12 protein-coding genes are annotated in these 18,070 nt (G+C 68.8%); 6 read left to right on the forward strand and 6 right to left on the reverse strand.

The genetic code is table 11. The annotated features are described in order from the left end of the window. Positions 1-17: 17 nt before the first annotated feature. Complete coding sequence (locus G6O68_RS00680) at positions 18-1,592, reverse strand: hypothetical protein (protein WP_165243751.1); 1,575 nt, start codon at positions 1,590-1,592, stop codon at positions 18-20. Positions 1,593-2,045: 453 nt separating this feature from the next. Beyond that, the gene (locus tag G6O68_RS00685) at positions 2,046-3,032 is read right to left on the reverse strand and encodes a HEAT repeat domain-containing protein (protein WP_165243753.1); all 987 of its coding nucleotides are present in this window, start codon (positions 3,030-3,032) and stop codon (positions 2,046-2,048) included. A 438-nt stretch (positions 3,033-3,470) separates the two neighbouring features. On the opposite strand from G6O68_RS00685, the gene G6O68_RS00690 reads away from it, so the two are divergent. Next, the gene (locus G6O68_RS00690; RefSeq protein ID WP_165243755.1) at positions 3,471-4,328 is read left to right on the forward strand and encodes a hypothetical protein; all 858 of its coding nucleotides are present in this window, start codon (positions 3,471-3,473) and stop codon (positions 4,326-4,328) included. On the opposite strand, the gene G6O68_RS00695 is transcribed toward G6O68_RS00690, so the two are convergent. Then, positions 4,228-5,064, reverse strand: coding sequence for a sigma-70 family RNA polymerase sigma factor (locus tag G6O68_RS00695; RefSeq protein WP_165243757.1), 837 nt, complete (start codon positions 5,062-5,064; stop codon positions 4,228-4,230). The genes G6O68_RS00690 and G6O68_RS00695 overlap by 101 nt on opposite strands. Before the next feature lie 580 nt (positions 5,065-5,644). On the opposite strand from G6O68_RS00695, the gene G6O68_RS00700 reads away from it, so the two are divergent. Continuing rightward, complete coding sequence (locus G6O68_RS00700) at positions 5,645-6,913, forward strand: DNA methyltransferase (RefSeq protein ID WP_165243759.1); 1,269 nt, start codon at positions 5,645-5,647, stop codon at positions 6,911-6,913. A gap of 78 nt (positions 6,914-6,991) precedes the next feature. Here G6O68_RS00700 and G6O68_RS00705 read toward each other — a convergent pair whose 3' ends face one another. Further along, positions 6,992-8,878 carry a 30S ribosomal protein S1 gene (locus G6O68_RS00705; RefSeq protein WP_165243761.1) on the reverse strand — a complete coding sequence of 629 codons (1,887 nt, stop codon included), beginning with the start codon at positions 8,876-8,878 and terminating at the stop codon, positions 6,992-6,994. Between the two features lie 371 nt (positions 8,879-9,249). Between G6O68_RS00705 and G6O68_RS00710 the strand changes: the two genes are divergently transcribed. Further along, complete coding sequence (locus tag G6O68_RS00710; protein ID WP_165243763.1) at positions 9,250-9,789, forward strand: DUF3568 family protein; 540 nt, start codon at positions 9,250-9,252, stop codon at positions 9,787-9,789. Positions 9,790-9,946: 157 nt separating this feature from the next. Here the strand turns inward: G6O68_RS00710 and G6O68_RS00715 are convergent, their stop codons facing one another. Further along, complete coding sequence (locus tag G6O68_RS00715) at positions 9,947-10,297, reverse strand: hypothetical protein (protein ID WP_165243765.1); 351 nt, start codon at positions 10,295-10,297, stop codon at positions 9,947-9,949. A 419-nt stretch (positions 10,298-10,716) separates the two neighbouring features. On the opposite strand from G6O68_RS00715, the gene G6O68_RS00720 reads away from it, so the two are divergent. From G6O68_RS00720 to G6O68_RS00730, 3 genes are all read left to right on the forward strand, one after another. Continuing rightward, the gene (locus tag G6O68_RS00720; protein WP_165243767.1) at positions 10,717-13,260 is read left to right on the forward strand and encodes a heavy metal translocating P-type ATPase; all 2,544 of its coding nucleotides are present in this window, start codon (positions 10,717-10,719) and stop codon (positions 13,258-13,260) included. A gap of 47 nt (positions 13,261-13,307) precedes the next feature. After that, the gene (locus G6O68_RS00725; protein ID WP_165243769.1) at positions 13,308-14,402 is read left to right on the forward strand and encodes a heparan-alpha-glucosaminide N-acetyltransferase domain-containing protein; all 1,095 of its coding nucleotides are present in this window, start codon (positions 13,308-13,310) and stop codon (positions 14,400-14,402) included. Between the two features lie 137 nt (positions 14,403-14,539). Beyond that, a complete protein-coding gene (locus G6O68_RS00730; RefSeq protein WP_165243772.1) occupies positions 14,540-14,839 on the forward strand; it encodes a hypothetical protein in 300 nt (99 codons plus the stop codon). Between the two features lie 113 nt (positions 14,840-14,952). On the opposite strand, the gene G6O68_RS00735 is transcribed toward G6O68_RS00730, so the two are convergent. Then, positions 14,953-17,922 carry a zinc-dependent metalloprotease gene (locus G6O68_RS00735; protein WP_165243774.1) on the reverse strand — a complete coding sequence of 990 codons (2,970 nt, stop codon included), beginning with the start codon at positions 17,920-17,922 and terminating at the stop codon, positions 14,953-14,955. Between the last annotated feature and the right edge of the window lie 148 nt (positions 17,923-18,070).

An 18,070-nucleotide genomic window follows, 5' to 3' on the forward strand; every position in this document is an offset into this window, starting at 1 on the left:
GTTTCTTCTCGCTTCGATCAGAAGCAGGTGAGGCAGGTGGGGACGACGACGGGGACCGTCGTGTACTGCTGGACGGCGACGGTCCTGGGGACGTAGCGGGCGACGACGCGATTGGTCGCGACGGGAACCTGCTCCGCCACGCAGACCGGAACCTGGCGGCTGGCGGTCTCCGCGACCATGCGAGTCTGGACGACCGGCACGTTCTCGACCCGCTCCTCGGCGACGTAGCTGCACGTCGTCACCGGGATCGACTCGACGCGTTCCTCGGCGACGTAGCGGCAGGTCTGGACCTCGTAAGGCTCCACCCGCTCCTCGGCGACGTAGTTGCAGGTCGTCACCGGGATCGACTCGACGCGCTCCTCCGCCACCATGTCACAGGTGCGAACCTCGTAGGGCTCGACCCGTTCCTCGTTGACGTAGCTGCAGGTCTGGACCTCGTAGGGCTCGACCCGCTCCTCGGCGACGTAGCGGCAGGTCTGGACCTCGTAGGGCTCGACCCGCTCCTCGGCGACGTAGCGGCAGGTTGTCACGGGCGTGGACTCGACGCGTTCCTCGGCGACGTAGCGGCAGCGGGTCACGGGGACCTGGCGGACCATCGTCTCGCGGACGTAGGTCGTCTCCGAGACGTCGCGGGTGACGGGACGCGAGACGAAGACACGCTGGCTCACCGTCCGCGGCGGGCACTGCACGGCGACCGTGGCGGTCACCTTCTTCTTGTGCAGGCAGCCGAAGAGGCCGCGAGGCCGTTCGTAACCGCAGGGCTCGCACTCGCTGACCGGCACGCGGACCTGACGCTCGACGACCGGCCCGGGGATGGTCGTGTACTGACGCTCGAAGTAGCCGGTCTCGACGACCTCCTGGCGGACCGTGGTGACCGGGCGGCAGACGGTGTACGGCTGATCGACCATGACCGTCTCGGTCACGGGCTTCATCACCGTGTAGCGTCGCTCCTGGTTGACCGTCTGGTAGACCGGCTTGGAGACCGTATAGCGGCGCTCGCGACGCTCGGTCTGGTAGACCGGCTTCATGACCGAGTACCGCCGCTCCATCTTCTGGGTCTGGTAGACCGGCTTGGCGACGGTATAGCGCCGCTCCATCTGCTGGGTGCGCACCACCGGCTTCATGACCGTGTACTTGCGCTCCTGATTGACGGTCTGATACACGGGCTTGGTGACCGTATACCGACGCTCGCGCCGTTCGGTCTGATACACGGGCTTCATGACCGTGTATTTGCGCTCCTGATTGACGGTCTGGTACACGGGCTTGGAGACCGTGTATTTGCGCTGGACGTACGAGGTCTCGGTCACGGGCCGCATGACGGTGTAGTTTTCCGTCTGGTAGGCCGTGCGATACCGCGTCTCCATGACGGTGACGGGCTCGTTCTCGTAGACGGTCTCATAAACCGTCTGATAGACGGTCTGCACCTGGGGGGCCAGGGCGACCACGCTCAGCTGAGTGGCGACGACCGGGGCCGGGGCGCACGAGTGGCAGGCCCCGCCTCCGTAGGTGGCCCAGGCGGGCGAGGCGTACCCCGACAGCAGGGCCGCGGCGATGCCGGCGGCGAGCCGCCCGGCTTTCAAGGACGTAAACATGCGAAACTCCTCGGCGGATCCTCGGGCTTCCACCTCGCCGCCGGTCCGATGCGGACCGGCGGCCAGCCCCGAGGGAGTCGCTGTCTCGTCCCTGAGATAGCCCTCCCGACGTCAAACTCTCGGGCCCCTCGAAAACTCCCTCAAGAGGCCCACCGTGTTCTGCCGAAATCAATACGTTCGCGGCCCCTCAGGACCCCACGCAGTCGATTATAACACCCACCATTTTCGCGACTTTAGGATTTGGTGGGAATTCCCGGAGGCCGGGGTCCTCCTCTAGCGATCGCAACGTCTGGATCGAGGGGAAGGAGTGTATCCGTCAGGCGAAGGGGAGCAATCCGCGCGCCGTCGGGCGACTCGGTTCGACGCCTCCCCCATCAGGACTATACGCAAAACCCGCGTTCCGCGTGCGGAGATTCGAGACAAAGCCTCAAGCTCGAAGGCGGTTTGCAATATTTACAATTTGCGGCCCGATTGCAACTTTTGCAAAGCCTGCCCCGCCGAGCGTCGGAGCGGGGTTGAGCCCGATCGGGCGAGAGCTTCCAGCTCGGGTCGCAGGCCCGCGAAGGTCCCGATCTCGCCCGAACCCGCGAGCGCCTCGACCGCCTGGACCTGGATCGTGTCGACCAGATCCGAGAGGTCCGCGAGTTCAGGGCCGCGGACGGCCTCGCGAAGCTCCTCCGTCGCGAGCATCTCGCGAAGCGGGCCGAGGGCCGAAGCGTCGCCCCGCCTGGCCAGCGCGATCGCGGCGTTGTAGCGCACGAAACGATCGGGGTCGTCCCGGGCCCGATCCGCCAGGGCTTCGGTCGCGCCCCGACCTCCACAGAAGCCGAGCGCGAACACGGCCAGGCGGCGCAGCTCGGGGGAGTCGGAGGCCCTCGCCGCCCCGCGGAGCGCGTCGATGACATGCGCCTCATCGAGCTTCCCTGCCAGCCGGGCGGCGTGGCGGGCGAGGCTCGCCGCGGCGGCCAGCCGCACGGGCTCGACCTGCCGGGCGTCGAGGGCGACGGCCAGCGTGGCGAGCGCGTCGACGGCGCGGCCGTCGGTCGACCGGGCGTCGAGCGTCTGGAACGTCCCGAGCGCCAGAGCCAGGTATCGCGTCATTTCGGGCTCCGAGGCTCCGGTCAGCTCGTCTTCGAGCATCGCGGTCAGCTCGCCCAGGAGTTCCGGGTCGCGGGCCAGGCCGGGATCGTTGCCGATGAGGGTCGCCAGCTCGTAGGCCGATCGCCAGCCGGCCGCACCCGAGCGGATCTCCCACACGTAGGCGAGCGCATCACGACCGCCCCCGGCCAGCCTGCCGAAGAGCAGCCAGACGGCCACGACCGCCAGGACCACCCCGGCCGGGATCAGGAAGAGCCGGGCGAAGAAGCCGGACGATGGAAGTTCGACCGGCGGCAGGTCCGGCGGTTCGCCCGGATCGATGGGCGGATTCGGGGAGGGCATGCTGCTCGTCGCCGCGGGATCGTCCGCGACGACGCCTCGCTGAAGGGAGTCGACCGTCGGGGGGAGGCGCCGGACTCGCTCCGGGCCATCCCCGAGTGTAGGTGCCGTCGACCGCCTCGGGCAAGCGCGTGCCGGATCGATCGCGACGGATGGGCGAAGGCGATCGAGAATCCGGGATTGACAGGTCGGGCGGTCCGGGCTTTAATCCCGTCGTCGCAGAACCTGGGTAGGCCGTTCGCGCGGTCGCCGGGGTTCGACGCCTGAAGCCCGGACGCCCACCTTCGACCTGACTCCTCGATCCCGATCCGGGCCCCGACGACCCTCCTCGGTCCTTCCTCGCGCCTCGGCGCGGCGGTCGGCCCGAGAATGCAGCAAGATGCGAATCACCAGGAGGTCAGGTCGCGCTCGTGGGATGCGAGCGTACGAAGGAACGTCGCCATGCACCGGATGCGAATCGACATCAGACGATGGATCTTACCCGCGTTCCTGCTCCCCCTCGGGGTGCTCGGCTCCGGCGCGAGAGCCGAGTTGATCCGCCCGCACGGGTTCCGCACCTATCCCAGCATCGCGGGGGAGATGGCGGGCGAGCAGACTTATGAATACGATCCCCGCTCGGAGACCGGCGTCTTTCGGGTCACGAACGCGCCTCACGTGATCACGCTCGGCCCCGGTGGGCGACACATGATCGACGTGATGCCCGACGACGAGGGGACCCTCAACGAGACGCTCCAGCTCACCCTCGACCGCGAGGGGCGGCTCGTCGACGAGCCCGACAACAACTTCGAGCTGCACGGCTCGGTGACGATCGGCGGCCAGGTTTATGAGGGCCTGCTGCTCACCGGCCGCCCCACCGCCTTCGGGGCCCAGTCCTTCGGCGAGAAGGCCGCCGGAGGCCCCGGCGTCTTCGACCTGAGCCTGAAAGTGACGGGGGGCAAGCTCGCGAGGGCGTTCGGCCCGGAAGCGTACTTCCGGATCACGCCCCAGGGAGGCGGGACGTTTCAGGGGACCTTCGCCGCCGACTTCTCGGGCGGTCGCCCGCTCACGAGCCTCCGGGCGTCTCGCGCGGAGAACGCCCCGATCCCGGTCCCCGAGCCCACCTTGCTGATCTTCGTGGCCACTTGCGGCGGGGGCTGCCTCGCCTCCCGCGCCCTGCGTCGGCGACGCTGCCGACGCCGGCAGGCCCTCGCGGCGTCGCTCAGTCGGCCTGCATCTGCGCCGACAACTTACCTAGCGCCTCGTTCTCGATCTGCCGCACTCGCTCCCTCGTCAGCCCGAGGGATTCGCCGATCTCTTTGAGCGTCTTCGGCGTCTCGTCGTTCAGGCCGAAGCGCATCCGGAGGACGGTCGCCTCGCGCTTGTCCATCTCGTCCAGGCGGTTCATGACGATCCGGAGGTTGTCGGCCTCGACCATCTCCACGTCCGGGGCGCGGGTGCGCTCGTCCATCAGCATCTCGCCCAGGCTCCAGCCATTCTCGGGCTGGTCGGTCTGCGGGACGAGGTTGTAGACCTTGATCGCCTTCTTGACGATGGCCAGCTTCTTTTTGGGAAGCTTGAGGATCTTGGCGATCTCCTCGACCGTCGCGGCGCGTCCCAGGGTCTCCTGGAGCTCGGCCGAGGTCCGCCGCCACTTGAACAGCAGCTCCACCATGTAGGCGGGGATGCGGATCGGCTTGGCGGTGTTCACCAGCGCCCGCTTGATGGACTGCTTGATCCAGTAGCTGGCATAGGTGCTGAACCGGGTCCCCACGGCCGGATCGAACCCCTCGACCGCGCGAAGCAGGCCGAGGTTGCCCTCCTCGATCAGGTCTTGCAGGGCCAGTCCCTTGCCGACGTAGCCCCGGGCGATGTTGACGACGAGGCGGAGGTTCGCCCGCACCATCCGGTCGCGTGCGAGGTCGTCCCCGTCCGCGATCCGATACGCGAGCTGCTTCTCCTCGTCCGCGGTCAGCAGGGCCACTTCGTTGATCTCCCGGAGATAGGTCTCCAGGGGGCTCTGCACCGTGTCACGGCGATGTCGTCGAATCCGGGCCATGAAGATCCTCGTTGTGTCGGTCGTAACAAGGTCCGCTCACGTCCCCGAGTCGGTAGACGAGAAACGAAGCCGAGACGGCGGGGCGGTCGGAGGATGCCCGCAGGGGGCCATTCGCCCCGCGAAGGCGCGACGGTTCGAAGCGAAGACTCCCGGGCCGACCTCCTGGATTCGGGGAATACATCCCCGCATCCGGGCGGCGTCCGCGGACAAATCCCGACGGCAAGGCCGTGTTGCGACGGCCGGCGACGTCTCCCAGCCCCTCGCCGGCCCGTCGGGCGTGTCGCCCGGCCGCCGCCGTCTCAAGGTCGGGCCGTACCCCGCTCGCTCTCCGCTTCCCGCTGCACGCCCTCGCGACTCCGCCGCTCTCGGCTTGACAGACGAAATATCGGATCGTCGACGGTTGGATGATAAGCTGGGAGAGTATTGGAAAACTAGGATAAATTGTAAATGCATGGGACATGGGGGTTCGGGGGGATTTGCTGACGTCGATATCTGGGACGAGTGCCAGGAGTTTGCCGACTGCGGGGGCCGAGTAAGCTTTACTAAGATTACGCAGGCCAAAAAAACAATTACAAGATGGATGCAAGAAAAGTTGAATGCGTGCTATGATGCTTGCGTTTATGATGGGGGTTCCGGCCGGCCCTGGAAGATCCTTCAGGGCGATTGCCTGGAGCATCTGAAGGCCCTGGGATCGGGGACGGTCGACCTGGCCTATCTCGACCCCCCATTCCACACCGGGCGGGTGCATCGCCTCACGGCCCGCGACCGCGCGACGGCGTACCAGTTCGACGACGTTTGGGAATCGCCCGACGCCTATGCGGCGTTCCTGCTGGTGCGGTTGGAGGAGGTCCGGCGGGTGCTGGCCGACACCGGCTCCCTCTTCTTCCACTGCGGCCGCGACGCCGGGCACGTCGCGAGGGGGCTGCTGGATCAAGTCTTCGGACCGGGGCGCTTCCGGTCCGAGATCATCTGGCATTACCGGCGGTGGTCGAGCGGATCGTCGGCGTTGCTGCCGGCTCACCAGACGATCCACTACTACACGAAGACCGAATCTTATGTGTTCAACCCGATCTGGGAACCCTACTCGCCGGCGACGAACGTCGACCAGCTCCTCCAGCGGCGGCGGAGGGACGGCTCGAGGAAGGCGGTCTACGAGCGCGACGAGCAGGGCCGGCCGGTCCCCGCGGGCCCCAAGCGCGGGGTCCCGCTGGGCGACGTCTGGGACGTCCCGTACCTGAACCCGAAGGCGCGCGAGCGTACGGGCTATCCCACCCAGAAGCCGCTCGCGCTGCTGGAGCGGATCGTCACGCTGGCGAGCCGGCCCGGGGACGTCGTGCTCGACCCGTTCTGCGGCAGCGGGACCGCGCTGGTGGCGGCGGCCTCGCTCGGTCGGCGGGCGATCGGGATCGACCTTTCGGAGCAGGCCGTCGCGCTGACGCGGTCGAGGCTGGAGCGGCCGGTCCGGAGCCGTTCGCGGCTCATGGAACGCGGACGCGAGGCGTACCGCACGGCCGACCCCGCGAGCCTCGCGCTGCTGGACGGCCTGGATTGCGCCCCGGTGCATCGCAACGCCGGGATCGACGCGATCCTCAAGGAGCCGCACGACGGCCGCCCGGTCGCGGTGCGCGTCCAGCGCCCGGGGGAGACGCTCGCCGATTCGGCGGCGAAGCTCCGCCGGGCGGGCGCCTCGGCGCGGGCTTCGCGGATGTTCCTCGTCGTCCGGGAGCCGGTCGCGCCGGGCCAGGTCCCCGAGGGGGTGGAGGTGATCGAGGCCCCGGCCGCCGCGATCGCGAGGCGTCTGCGAGAGCACGCCGCGGGCGATCCCGAGGCATCGACTTCGGGCGCGTGAAAAAACGCCGCCCCGGGAGATCCCGGGGCGGCGTTCGCGATGACGACGTAGGGAGTGGGCGAGGCCGGTCGGCCGCGCTCAGTCTTCCTGGACTTCGGTCTCGGGCTCGGCCGGGGTCTCGGCCTCGGCCGACGGCTCGGACTCGGTCGACGATTCGGACTCGGTCGACGACTCGGACTCGGCCGGGGCCGGGGTGGAGCCGCCGATGCTGAAGAGGGGACCGCCGCCGCCGAGGCCGCCCTTGAGCTCCTTGTTCTCCTTGGTCTCCCTCGGAGCCTGAGCCTGGGACTCGCCGCCCTCGCCGGTCGTCTCGCCTTCCTCGTCCTCGCGGCCGGACCAGTGGGCCTTCTTGCGGGAGAGGCCGATCTTGCGCTCGCCGCGGTCGACCCGGAGGATCTTGACCTCGATCTCGTCGCCGACCTTGACCACCTCTTCGGGGCTGTCGACCTTGTGGTCGGCCAGCTCGGAGATGTGGAGCAGGCCTTCAAGCCCCGGCTCGAGCTCGACGAAGACGCCGAAGTTGGTGAGCTTGGTGACCTTGCCCTTGACCACGTCGTTCGGCTCGTAGCGGCCGGGGATGTCGGTCTCCCACGGGTCTTCCTTGAGCTGCTTGAGCCCCAGGGCGATCCGCTTGCGGTCCTGGTCGACGTTGAGCACCTGGCAGCTGATGCGCTGGCCCTTCTCGAGCACCTCGTTGGGGTGGCCGATCTTGCGAGTCCAGCTCATGTCGGAGATGTGCAGGAGGCCGTCGATGCCCTCCTCGATCTCGATGAACGCGCCGTAGTTGGTGAGGTTCCGGACGGTGCCCTCGACCATCGTGCCCGGCGGATACTTGTTGGCGACCTGGTCCCAAGGGTTGACCTGGGTCTGCTTCATGCCGAGCGAGATCTCCTGCTTGTCCTTGTTGATGCCAAGGACGACGACCTCGATCTTGTCGCCGGTGTTGACCAGCTCGCTCGGGTGGTTGATGCGCTTGGTCCAGGACATCTCGGAGATGTGGACCAGGCCCTCGATGCCCTCTTCGAGCTTGACGAAGGCGCCGTAGGACATGACGTTGACGACCTCGCCGACGACGCGGGTGCCGACCGGGTACTTGTCGGCGACGTTCTCCCAGGGGCTCGCGCTCTTCTGCTTGAGGCCCAGGGCGATCTTCTCGCGCTCCTTGTCGACGTGGAGGACCATGACCTCGATCTGGTCGTCGATCTTGAGCATGTCGCTGGGGTGGTTGATCCGGCCCCAGCTCATGTCGGTGATGTGCAGCAGGCCGTCGATGCCGCCCAGGTCGACGAACGCGCCGAAGTCGGCGATGTTCTTGACCGTCCCCTTGCGGACCTGGCGCTCGGCGATCTCCTCGAGCAGGGCCTTCTTCTGCTGCTCGCGGGTGATCTCGATGAGCTTGCGGCGGCTGACGACGATGTTCCGCCGGGACTCGTCGATCTTCAAGATCATGCACTCGATCTCTTGATCGATGAAGTCGGCGATGTCGGACGGGCGGCGGATGTCGACCTGGCTGGCGGGCAGGAAGACGTTGACGCCGATGTCGACCAGCAGGCCGCCCTTGATCTTGCGGGTGACCTTGCCCTTGACCACGTCGAGCTCGTGGTACTTGGCGATCACCATCTCCCAGGCCCGCATGCGGTGGGCCTTCTTGCGGGAGAGGACGATCTCGCCGGTCTCGTCCTCCATCCCTTCGAGTAGGACCTCGACCTCGTCGCCGGGCACCGGCGCGGGCTCGTCTTCCCACTCGTTCAGGGAGACGAGGCCTTCGGACTTGTATCCCACGTCGACGACGACCTGGTCGCCGACGATCTCGATGACCTTGCCCGAGACGATCCCGCCGATCTCGAAGCTCTGGCCCTCGCCCAGGAAGTCTTCGAGGGACTTCGAGCCGTCCTCGGCGGTGAGCACCGACGACAGCTCGTCTTCGTTGATGTCGAATTCACGCAGGAGGTTGCGATCTACCATGTGTTCGATTCGTGGATGTCTTCCGCCCGGGGCCGAGCCGCGGCCGCGGCGGACTCGCCGCCTCCCCACGACTCGCGCGACGCCCCGCGAAGGGCGAGAGGCGCGATCTCGAGAGGAACGGGCGAAAGCCGGAAAAACAAAAAACCACCCGACACGCGCCGGATGGGTGGACTCTGACGAATCGTATCAGGGAAGCCGGGTCGATGACAACCGCATTCGGCCCGGCTCTTGCAGAAGGGCCCGCGTCCGGGCGGCCTTGACCCCGCCCGCGGCCCGCGATAGCCTGCCCGTCGAGCGGAAGGCGACCGGCCCCCGCCCCGCCGAACGCGGGGGACGGCCGGCGACCTGCGCCGCCGCCGAGGTGTCCACGGATGAGACGTCGCGCGACGAGGCGGGCCCGGCTGGCGGGCATGGGCGTGTTGTTGCTCTCGACCGGGTGCGCCCTCACGACGCCCCGGGTCCCCCCCCCCTCGCCCGAGAGCCAGGAGTTCGCGTTCTCCGCCGGCCAGGGCTCGCGCACCTTCGCCGCGCCCCCGTCGGCGGTCGTCCCGGCGGTCGCCGAGGCCCTCGGCGACCTCGGCTTGCAGGAGATCCGCCCCGCCCGCGACGGCACCGTCGTCCGCTACCAGGCCGTCACCGCCGACGACCGCTCCGCCTCGGTCACGATCCGGTCGCTCGGCGGGACCTCGCACGCCTCCGTCCGCGTGGGTTGGTTCGGCGACGAAGCCCTCGCTCGCGCGATCCTCGACCGCACCGCCGTCCGCCTTGGCCACAGCGATCCCGAGCCCATCCCCGACTCCGCCCCCAGCACCCCGGGCTCCAACCCCTTCTTCTCCCGGACCGCGATCCCCGACTCGGTCATGCTCCGCGACCAGGCCGACGCCGCCTACACCGATCGGGTCGTCCCCTGATCGATCGCGGCGAGTCGAAGTCGCCGCGACGCGAATCGCCCGCCGCCGGTCCCGACCCTCGAACGCCTTCGAAACGCGAAAGCCGCCGGAGTCCGGCGGCTCTTACGTTGTCGCTTAGTTAGGCGAATCGTTGGCCCACTGCGGTCCGGGCCGATCGTCACATCCTTGTGAAATCGGGATCCGGACCGTGTGGCCGAACGTGAGGGGACGCCCCCGGCGAGGCCGGCGGAAGCCCCTCAAAAGGAAGGTCGAACCGGACGAGCGCATCCTTGCCGCCTGGAATCGAACCTTGAGCTTTGGAGTCGAGATCCGCGACGCCTGGAAGCGGCGTGCGGTGCGAGGGATGAAAGGATGAAATCGGAACAAGCAGGTGCAACGGCATGACACATTGTTGATGTTTTTTCGTCGTCATGTCGCGAACGAACGTCAAAATACGACCAATCCGCGTGCGAGTCAACCCTCCCTTTGATTTTTCTTCAGGCGACTCGCGGTCCGATTTCTCGCCCACGCCGGGTCCCGGGCGGCGTCCGGCGTGAGCCTCGGCCCGCGTCCGCCGCCCCTCGGGGCGACCCGGACGAGGCGCCGGGACGCGGCCACTCGGGCTCCGTCGCCGCCGACTCGGGGTCGTCGCGTTCCCGACGCGCCGTGCGGACATCCCGCATTCGCTCCCGGCGAGCCCGAGCGAGTGACACTCGATTGGCCAAACTAGACGCCGCTCGAGCCGGCCCGCAGCATTGGTTTAATTTTACTGATCCCTTCATGAAACCTCTTGTTCGCGCGTGCCGACTCCGGGGCGCGACATCCGAGGGGTTCGCGCGTGTGGGGTCGGGGCGGGCACGCCCTATAATGGCCCTCGGGCGGGTCGTGCCGCCCCGACGGCTCGCGGGCGAGTCGCGAAGTCGAGGGGATCCGATGCGAGGACCAGCCATGTCGAGCGCCACGGAGACGTGGGAAGTGCCCGTCCGGGGGATGACCTGCGGCCATTGCGTCCGCGCCGTGACGAAGGCGCTCGAGGCGACGCCGGGGGTGGCGTCGGCCGTCGTCGACCTGGCCGGAGCACGGGCCGAGGTCGCCGTCGATCCCGACCTGGCGCGTCGCGAGGCGTTGGCCAGGGCGATCCGGGATGCCGGCTACGAGACCGACGACGCGACCGCCCCGCCGCCGCCCCCCTCGCCCGAACTCGTGAGCATCGGCGGGCTCGTCCCGAAGGTGGACCCGACGGCGCCTGCGGCCCACTCGGCCCTGGAGGAGCCGCGCGAGGAGTGGGACCTGGCGATCGGCGGCATGCACTGCGCCAGCTGCGTCGTCCGGGTCGAGAAGGCCCTGAAGGACGTGCCCGGGGTCGAGGACGCTCGGGTCAACCTGGCGACGGAACGCGCGGCGGTGATCGTCGACCCGGCCCGGGTCGAAGTCGACGCCCTGGCCCGCGCCGCGGCCGTCGCCGGGTACTCGGCCCGGCGCGACGACCTGATGTTCGGGGCCCGAGCCGCCGCGCAGCTCCGCGAGGAGCGGGCGGCCGGCGTCGCCCTCTGGCGGCGCCGGCTGGTCGTGGGCGTGGTCGCGACCGTGCCGCTGGTCGCGCTCGCGATCGGCTCGATGGTCGTCCCGGCCTGGCATCATGCGGCCTGGGTCGGCTGGACGATGGCCGGCCTGGCGGCGTTCCTCCAGGTCTTCCTGGGCGGCCCCTACATCGCCGGGGCCTGGAAACGCCTGCGGCAGGGCTCGACCAACATGGACACCCTGATCGCCCTGGGGACGTCCACCGCCTTCCTCTACAGCCTCTTCCACCTGCTGAGAGGCCAGGTGCATCAGGCCCACTTCTTCATGGACGCCGGCCTGATTTTGACCCTGATCACGCTGGGCAAGTTCCTGGAAGTCCGCGCCCGGGGAAACGCCGGCGCGGCGGTGGAGCGGCTGCTGGACCTGGCCCCCCGCACGGCGAGGCGGCTCGACGAGTCGGGCGGGTTCCTGGAAGTGCCGATCGCCGACCTGAAGCGGGGCGATCGGGTCCGCGTGCAGCCGGGCGAGGCCGTCCCGGTCGACGGCGACGTGCTGGAGGGCGAATCCGAGGTCGACGAGTCGATGCTCACCGGCGAGTCGATCCCGGTCGCCAAGCGGCCCGGCGACCGCGTCACCGGCGCGACGATGAACGGCGACGGCTCCTTGGTCGTCGAGGCCAGGCGGTTGGGCAAGGAGAGCGCCCTGGAGCAGATGGTCCGGCTCGTCCTCGCGGCCCAGGGATCGAAGGCGGGGGTGCAGCGACTGGCCGATCGGGTCTCCTCGGTCTTCGTCCCGGTCGTGCTCGCGATCGCGGCGGCGACGCTCCTGGGCTGGGGGCTCGCCACCGGCGATTGGGGGCGGGCCGTGCTCAACGCGGCGGCCGTGCTGATCATCGCCTGCCCGTGCGCCCTGGGGCTGGCGACGCCGATGGCCGTCGCCGTGGCGACCGGCCGGGGCGCCCGCTCGGGCTTGTTCCTGCGCGAGGCGTCTTCGCTGGAGAAGATGGACCGGCTCGGCGCGATCGTCTTCGACAAGACGGGCACCCTGACCGAGGGCCGGCCCAGCCTCGTCGAGGCCCGCCCCCTGCCCGGCTGGGACGAGGCCGAGGTCGTCGCGCTGATGGCGGCGGCGGAGTCGTCGAGCGAGCACCCGCTCGCCAGGGCCTTCGAGGGCCGGGGGGACGGCCGCGCCGCGACCGATTTCCGGGCGATCCGGGGGCGGGGCGTCTCGGCGACCGTGGAAGGCCGCAAGGTGCTCGTCGGCTCGCGGGCCCTGCTGACGAGCCAGGGGGTCGACGTGTCGGCCCTCGACCCGATCGCCGAGGCCTGGGAGAATCAGGCGCGCACGGTCCTCTGCGCGGCGGTCGACGGCCAGGCCGTCGGGGCGGCGGCGTTGGCGGATCGCCTCAAGCCGCACGCCCGCGAAGTCGTGGCCGCGCTTCGCACGCGCGGCATGGACGTGTTCCTGCTGACCGGCGACAACCCCGCGACGGCCCGCGCCGTGGGGGCCGAACTGGGCCTGGCGGCCGATCGCGTGATCGCCGGCGTGTTGCCCGACGCGAAGGCCGCGAAGATCGGAGCGATTCGGGACGAATTGAAGGGACGAGGGGTCGCGATGGTCGGCGACGGGCTCAACGACGCCCCCGCGCTGGCGGCGGCCGACGTCGGGATCGCGCTGGGGACCGGCGCCGACCTGGCGAAGGCGGCGGCCGACGTGGTGGCGGCCTCGGGGGACCTCCAGGCGGTGCCCCGGGCGCTCGTGCTGGGGCGGGAAACGCTGCGGGCGATCCGCCAGAACTTGTTCTGGGCGTTCGCGTACAATACCCTGGGGATTCCCCTGGCGGCCCTCGGCCTCTTCGGCCGATACGGCCCGATGATCGCCGCGCTGGCGATGTCGCTCAGCTCGGTCACGGTCGTCGCCCGCTCCGGCTGGCTCGCCAGGCTCGACCTCGACGAGTCGACCGGGACTTGAGGTCGGGCGCCCGTCGCTCCTCCGGTCGAAACGGAACGGAACGCTGTATGGGCGATGAGCCGCCGGCCTCGCGAGGGCGCATCGCGTCCCTGGACCAGTTCCGGGGCTACACGGTCGCCGGGATGCTGCTCGTGAACTTCGTCGGCGGGCTGGACGCCTTCCATCCGATCTTCAAGCATCACAACACGTATTGCAGCTATGCCGATACGATCATGCCGCAGTTCTTCTTCGCGGTGGGGTTCTCGTACCGGCTGACTTTCCTGCGCAGGCTGGCGGAGCTGGGTCGGCGCGAGGCGTCCCTGGCCGTCGTGCGGCGGGCGCTGGGGCTGATCCTCGTCGGCTTCCTGCTCTATCACCTGGACGGCAAGGTCAAGACCTGGGATGAGTTGCGGTCGCTAGGCGTCTCGGGGTTCCTGGCGTCCGCCTTCCGCCGCGAGCTTTGCCAGACGCTCGTGCAGATCGCGATCACCTCGATCTGGATCCTGCCCGTCGTCGCGTCCTCGGCGCGGGCCCGGGTCCTGTACCTGATCGGCGGGGCGATCCTGCACCTGGTCTTCTCGAAGTGGTTCTACCTCGACTACGCCTGGAAAACCCCGGTGATCGACGGCGGCTGGCTCGGCATCCTGAGCTGGGCGATCCCAATGCTCGCCGGCACGCTGGCCTACGACGCGATCGCCGCCCGCGACGACTCCGGACGCCCTCGGGCGTCCGCCGTGCCGACCTTGCTGGCCTGGGGGGCCGTGATGATGCTCGCGGGCTATGGCCTCGCCTCGATGCGGGGCCTCGCCGCGCCGCCGTTCACGCCGCCGGCCGAGGGGTACGTCGTGGACCTCTGGACGATGAGCCAGCGGACGGGGAGCGTCTCGTACATGACCTTCGCCGCCGGGGTCTCCCTGGCCGTCTACGCCCTGTTCGTCCTCGCATGCGACGCCCTGGGCTGGTCCATCGGCCTTTTTCGCACCTTCGGGACCAACGCCCTGGCGGCGTACATCCTGCATGGGATGGTCGCGGCGGCCGTGCGGCCCTATCTCCCGCGCGACGCGCCCCTCTGGTATGCGATCGCTGGGACGCTCCTCTACTTCGCGATCTGCTGGGGGCTGATTCGGTACCTGGAAAATAACCGGCTGTTCCTCAAGCTGTGAGCGGGATCGTCTTCCACCAGTGGGTGGCGACCGAGGAAGGGGCTTTGAGATGGCCCTTCGAGGGTTAGATTTCTCTTCCGGGATCTGCCGGCCCGCTACACTCTTGGGGCGTGGGGACGACTCCGAGGGAGCGAAGGATGGGCTGGGCATCGCACTACATTGCTGGCCTCACACAGGGCGAAGCTGTGCAGTTCCGCCCCCGTGGCAACTCGATGCAGGGCAAGATCGAATCGGGACAGCTCTGCACGGTGGAGCCGATCGACCCGGCCACCTTGACGGTGGGCGACATCGTCCTGTGCAAGGTCAACGGGAGGGAATACCTCCACCTGGTCAAGGCGATCCAGGGGAGTCGCTTTCAGATCGGGAACAACCGGGGGAGGATCAACGGCTGGATCTCCGCCAGCTCGATCTTCGGAAAGTGCGTCCGAGTCGAGTGACAGGCCCGTCGCCACTGGGGACGGGAACGAGAGGACGAAAACGGGACCGCCCCGCGGCCTGGCTGGCCAGCGGGTCGGTCCCGGAGTGTTGACGTCGACTCATCGAGGCTCGATCAGAGGTCGCGGGTGTCGATCCGGGCTTCGAGGATCTTGGCGATCTTCTCCTTGCTCTCCTCCAGGTGGGCCCGGGTCGTGTCGTCGAGCTGGGCGCCCTTGGCGTCGAGTTCCTTGGCGATCTTGCCGGCGATCTCCTTGAGGTGGAGGCGGGCCAGCGAGCGGGCGTCGGCAGGGACGGATCCGCCGCCTCGGCCGTAGAGGACGACGTAGGCGGGGCCTTCGGCTCCGCCGCCGCCCGAGCCGATCACCATGGTCCCCAGACGCCGCAGGTGCTCGCGCTGGAGGTTCCGGCGGACCGTGGAGAGGCCCGGCTTGGGATCCTTCTCGTCCTTGGTCGGCAGCTTGTCCAGGTCGGCCCAGACGCCGTCGGTCAGGGCCCGGAAGACCTCGTCCACGCGGAGCGGCGAGGAGCCGGGGTTGGCCTGCAGCTCCTGGTTCTGGAGCCGCGAGAGGGTCGACGCGCCGAGGCAGTGGCCCAGCACGATGCGCTGGATGCCCAGGATCCGCTCATAGACCGAGATGTCGGCGTTCGGGCCCGAGAAGAGGCCCTCGTTGCCCCAGTGCATCCAGCGCTCGTTGCCGAGCCGCCGCATGACGGCGGGCGAGAAGGTGAACGGCTTGTCGGTCAGGATCTGCTCCGACACGAACTTCAGGCACTCGCGCTGCTTGTCGCCCGAGATGGGCTCGATCGGGTCGCGGGCGTCCTTGTCTGCCTTGTGATCGCGCGAGACCGACTGGCCGGCGACGTACTGCGAGGCCAGCGTCGCGGCGTTGCCCCACTGGTTGAGCAGGACGCTGAACGCCCGGCGCATCCGGGACCAGGACTCGCCGTCCTTGACGACGCGCTCGTCCAGGTCCTTGAGCAGCTCGCTCGCCAGCTCGATGCGGTCCTTGGCGAACTGGCAGGGGTCGGAGCCCAGGTCCCAGCGGTTGACGTAGGGGTCGTCGTTGAGGACGACGTCCTCGTCGGTGGCGTAGATCAGGTCCTTCTCGGCGGCCCGCGCGGCGATCTTCTTCAGCTCGCCCGCCTCGTCGCCGTCGACCTGCTTGTAGCCGTACTCGATCGCCCAGTAGTCGTACGGGCCGAGGGTCGTGGAGTAGTAGTCGCCCTGCTTCTTGCCGCGAGGGGCGATGTTCACCGGGTTGTAGTCCATGACGCTGCCGCCCAGGCCCTTCTCGCGGGTGACGGCCGTGTCGTTGAGCTGGTCGGCGGTGAGCATGGTGCTGGACTTGAAGTTGTGGCGGAGGCCCAGCGAGTGGCCGACCTCGTGCATCACCACGTCCTTGATCGCCTGGCTGAGGAACTCCTCGGGCAGCTCATCCTTGATCTCGGGCTTCTTCTTCTCCTCGGGCTTGGGGGCCTCGTCCTTCTTCGCGCCGTCCTTGGGCGCGTCGGGCGAGGCGGTCGGGGCCTGGGGGCCGGAGAGGGAGATCGCGGCCAGGCTGAGGTCCTGGGTGAACCCCTGGTGGCGCTGGCAGAACCCCTGGGCGTTGCGGGCGAAGCTGCGGGCGAGCTGCCACTGGAGCAGGCTCTGGTCGGCCGGGATCAGCTCGGGGACCATCTGGCCCGGGAGCCGACTGAGCGGGTCGAGGCCGGGCATGGACGACGCCTGCGGCACGCCGTATCCCATCTTGGAGGCCAGGATCGGGCTGACGACCTCGCCCAGGGCCAGCGGCGTGACCTGGGGCTCGCCGCCCATCGCGGTGGTGCTGCCGACGAGCAGGGCGTACTCCTGTTTCCAGTGGCGGATCCAGCTGGCGTCGAAGATCACGTCGCCGTCGATGATCTCGCCGGTCAGCGGGTTGGCCCGCACACAAGACATCGCCGAGCCCGACTCGCTGGCGACCCAGCGGAAGGTGCAGTAGTTCGTGTCCTCGGGGTCGAAATCATCACGCCCCTCCTCCTGCCAGCGGACGGCGAGCGCGTTCTTGAAGCCGATCTTCTCGAACGCCTTGTTCCATTCGAGGATCCCCTCCTCGACGTACGGCCGGTACTCCTGGGGGACGTTGTCCTCGACGTACCAGACGATCTGCTTCTTGGGGGGGGAGAGCTTGGCCTTGGGGTCGGACTTCTCCAGCCGCCAGCGGTAGATCATGCGGACGAAGTTGCCGTCCTGACTGCTGCTGCCAAAGTCCTTCGCGGCCGAGAGGAAGTAGCCCACGCGGTCGTCGGCCGGGCGGCTGCGGAAGCCGGCGTCCGGGGTCTTCATGATGCTGTAGTGGATCACCACCGTCAGCCCGCGCGGGTCGGCCACGCCGCCGTCGCCGCCGCGCCCGCCGCCCCGGCCGGAGTAGGTCGTCTCCAGCTGCAGTTCGAGGTTGTTCGGGAACCCCTTGACCTTCTGCCAGGTGCTCCGCGAACGGTCGATCGAACCCAGGCCGAGTTGGGCGAAGTCGGTCATGAAGACGTCGGACAGGTCGATCAGCGGGGTGCCCCCCCGCATCATGTTGACCGTGACGATGGGCAGGGCCATCAGGATCGAGTCGGTGTAGTTCTGCTTGACCGCCTTGTCGATCGGCGTGCCGGCCGGGGCCTTGTAGTGGATGTTGCGGCGGACGACCTGGATGCGGTCGCCGACCCGCTTGAAGATCAGGACGAGGTCGTCATCCCCCACCGGCATGCCGGCGTTGGCCATCCCCTTGGCGATCGTGACCGGAACCAGGAGCGTTTGGTTGAACTGGTCCGGGCGGATCTCGGCGTAGAGGTGGTCGCCGGTCTTGTAGAGGGTGAAGAGGCCGTCGATCTTCTCGGCGTCCTTGGTCACCTCGTTGAAGTCGCGGAAGTTGCCCTGCGGGCCCGGACGCCCGCCGCCCTGGGCGGCCCGAGCGGCGGCGATGGCCTCGCCGACGTCGAGCTTGGCGGCCTCTTGAGACGGGGCGTCCGTCGTCCCCTCCTGCGCCTTCGCGGCCGGGAACGCCGCCAGCGCCAGGGACGTCAAGACCCCGAAACGACCGATGCGCGTCATGAAGCCCTCCTCGAACCGTGAGATGAAGAATCTTGATGCCGTCGCGCAAGGACGCCCGGGGGCGGCCGACGAGGGGGAGAGGGTCCGCCTTGGGGGAAAGCCGGAAGGCCGTGAGAACCGGCCCGCTCTCCCCAGGGCGTGCGACCCT

Origin of the sequence: Paludisphaera soli (assembly GCF_011064595.1) — a bacterium.
In the GTDB taxonomy this organism is placed as follows: Bacteria; Planctomycetota; Planctomycetia; order Isosphaerales; family Isosphaeraceae; genus Paludisphaera; species Paludisphaera soli.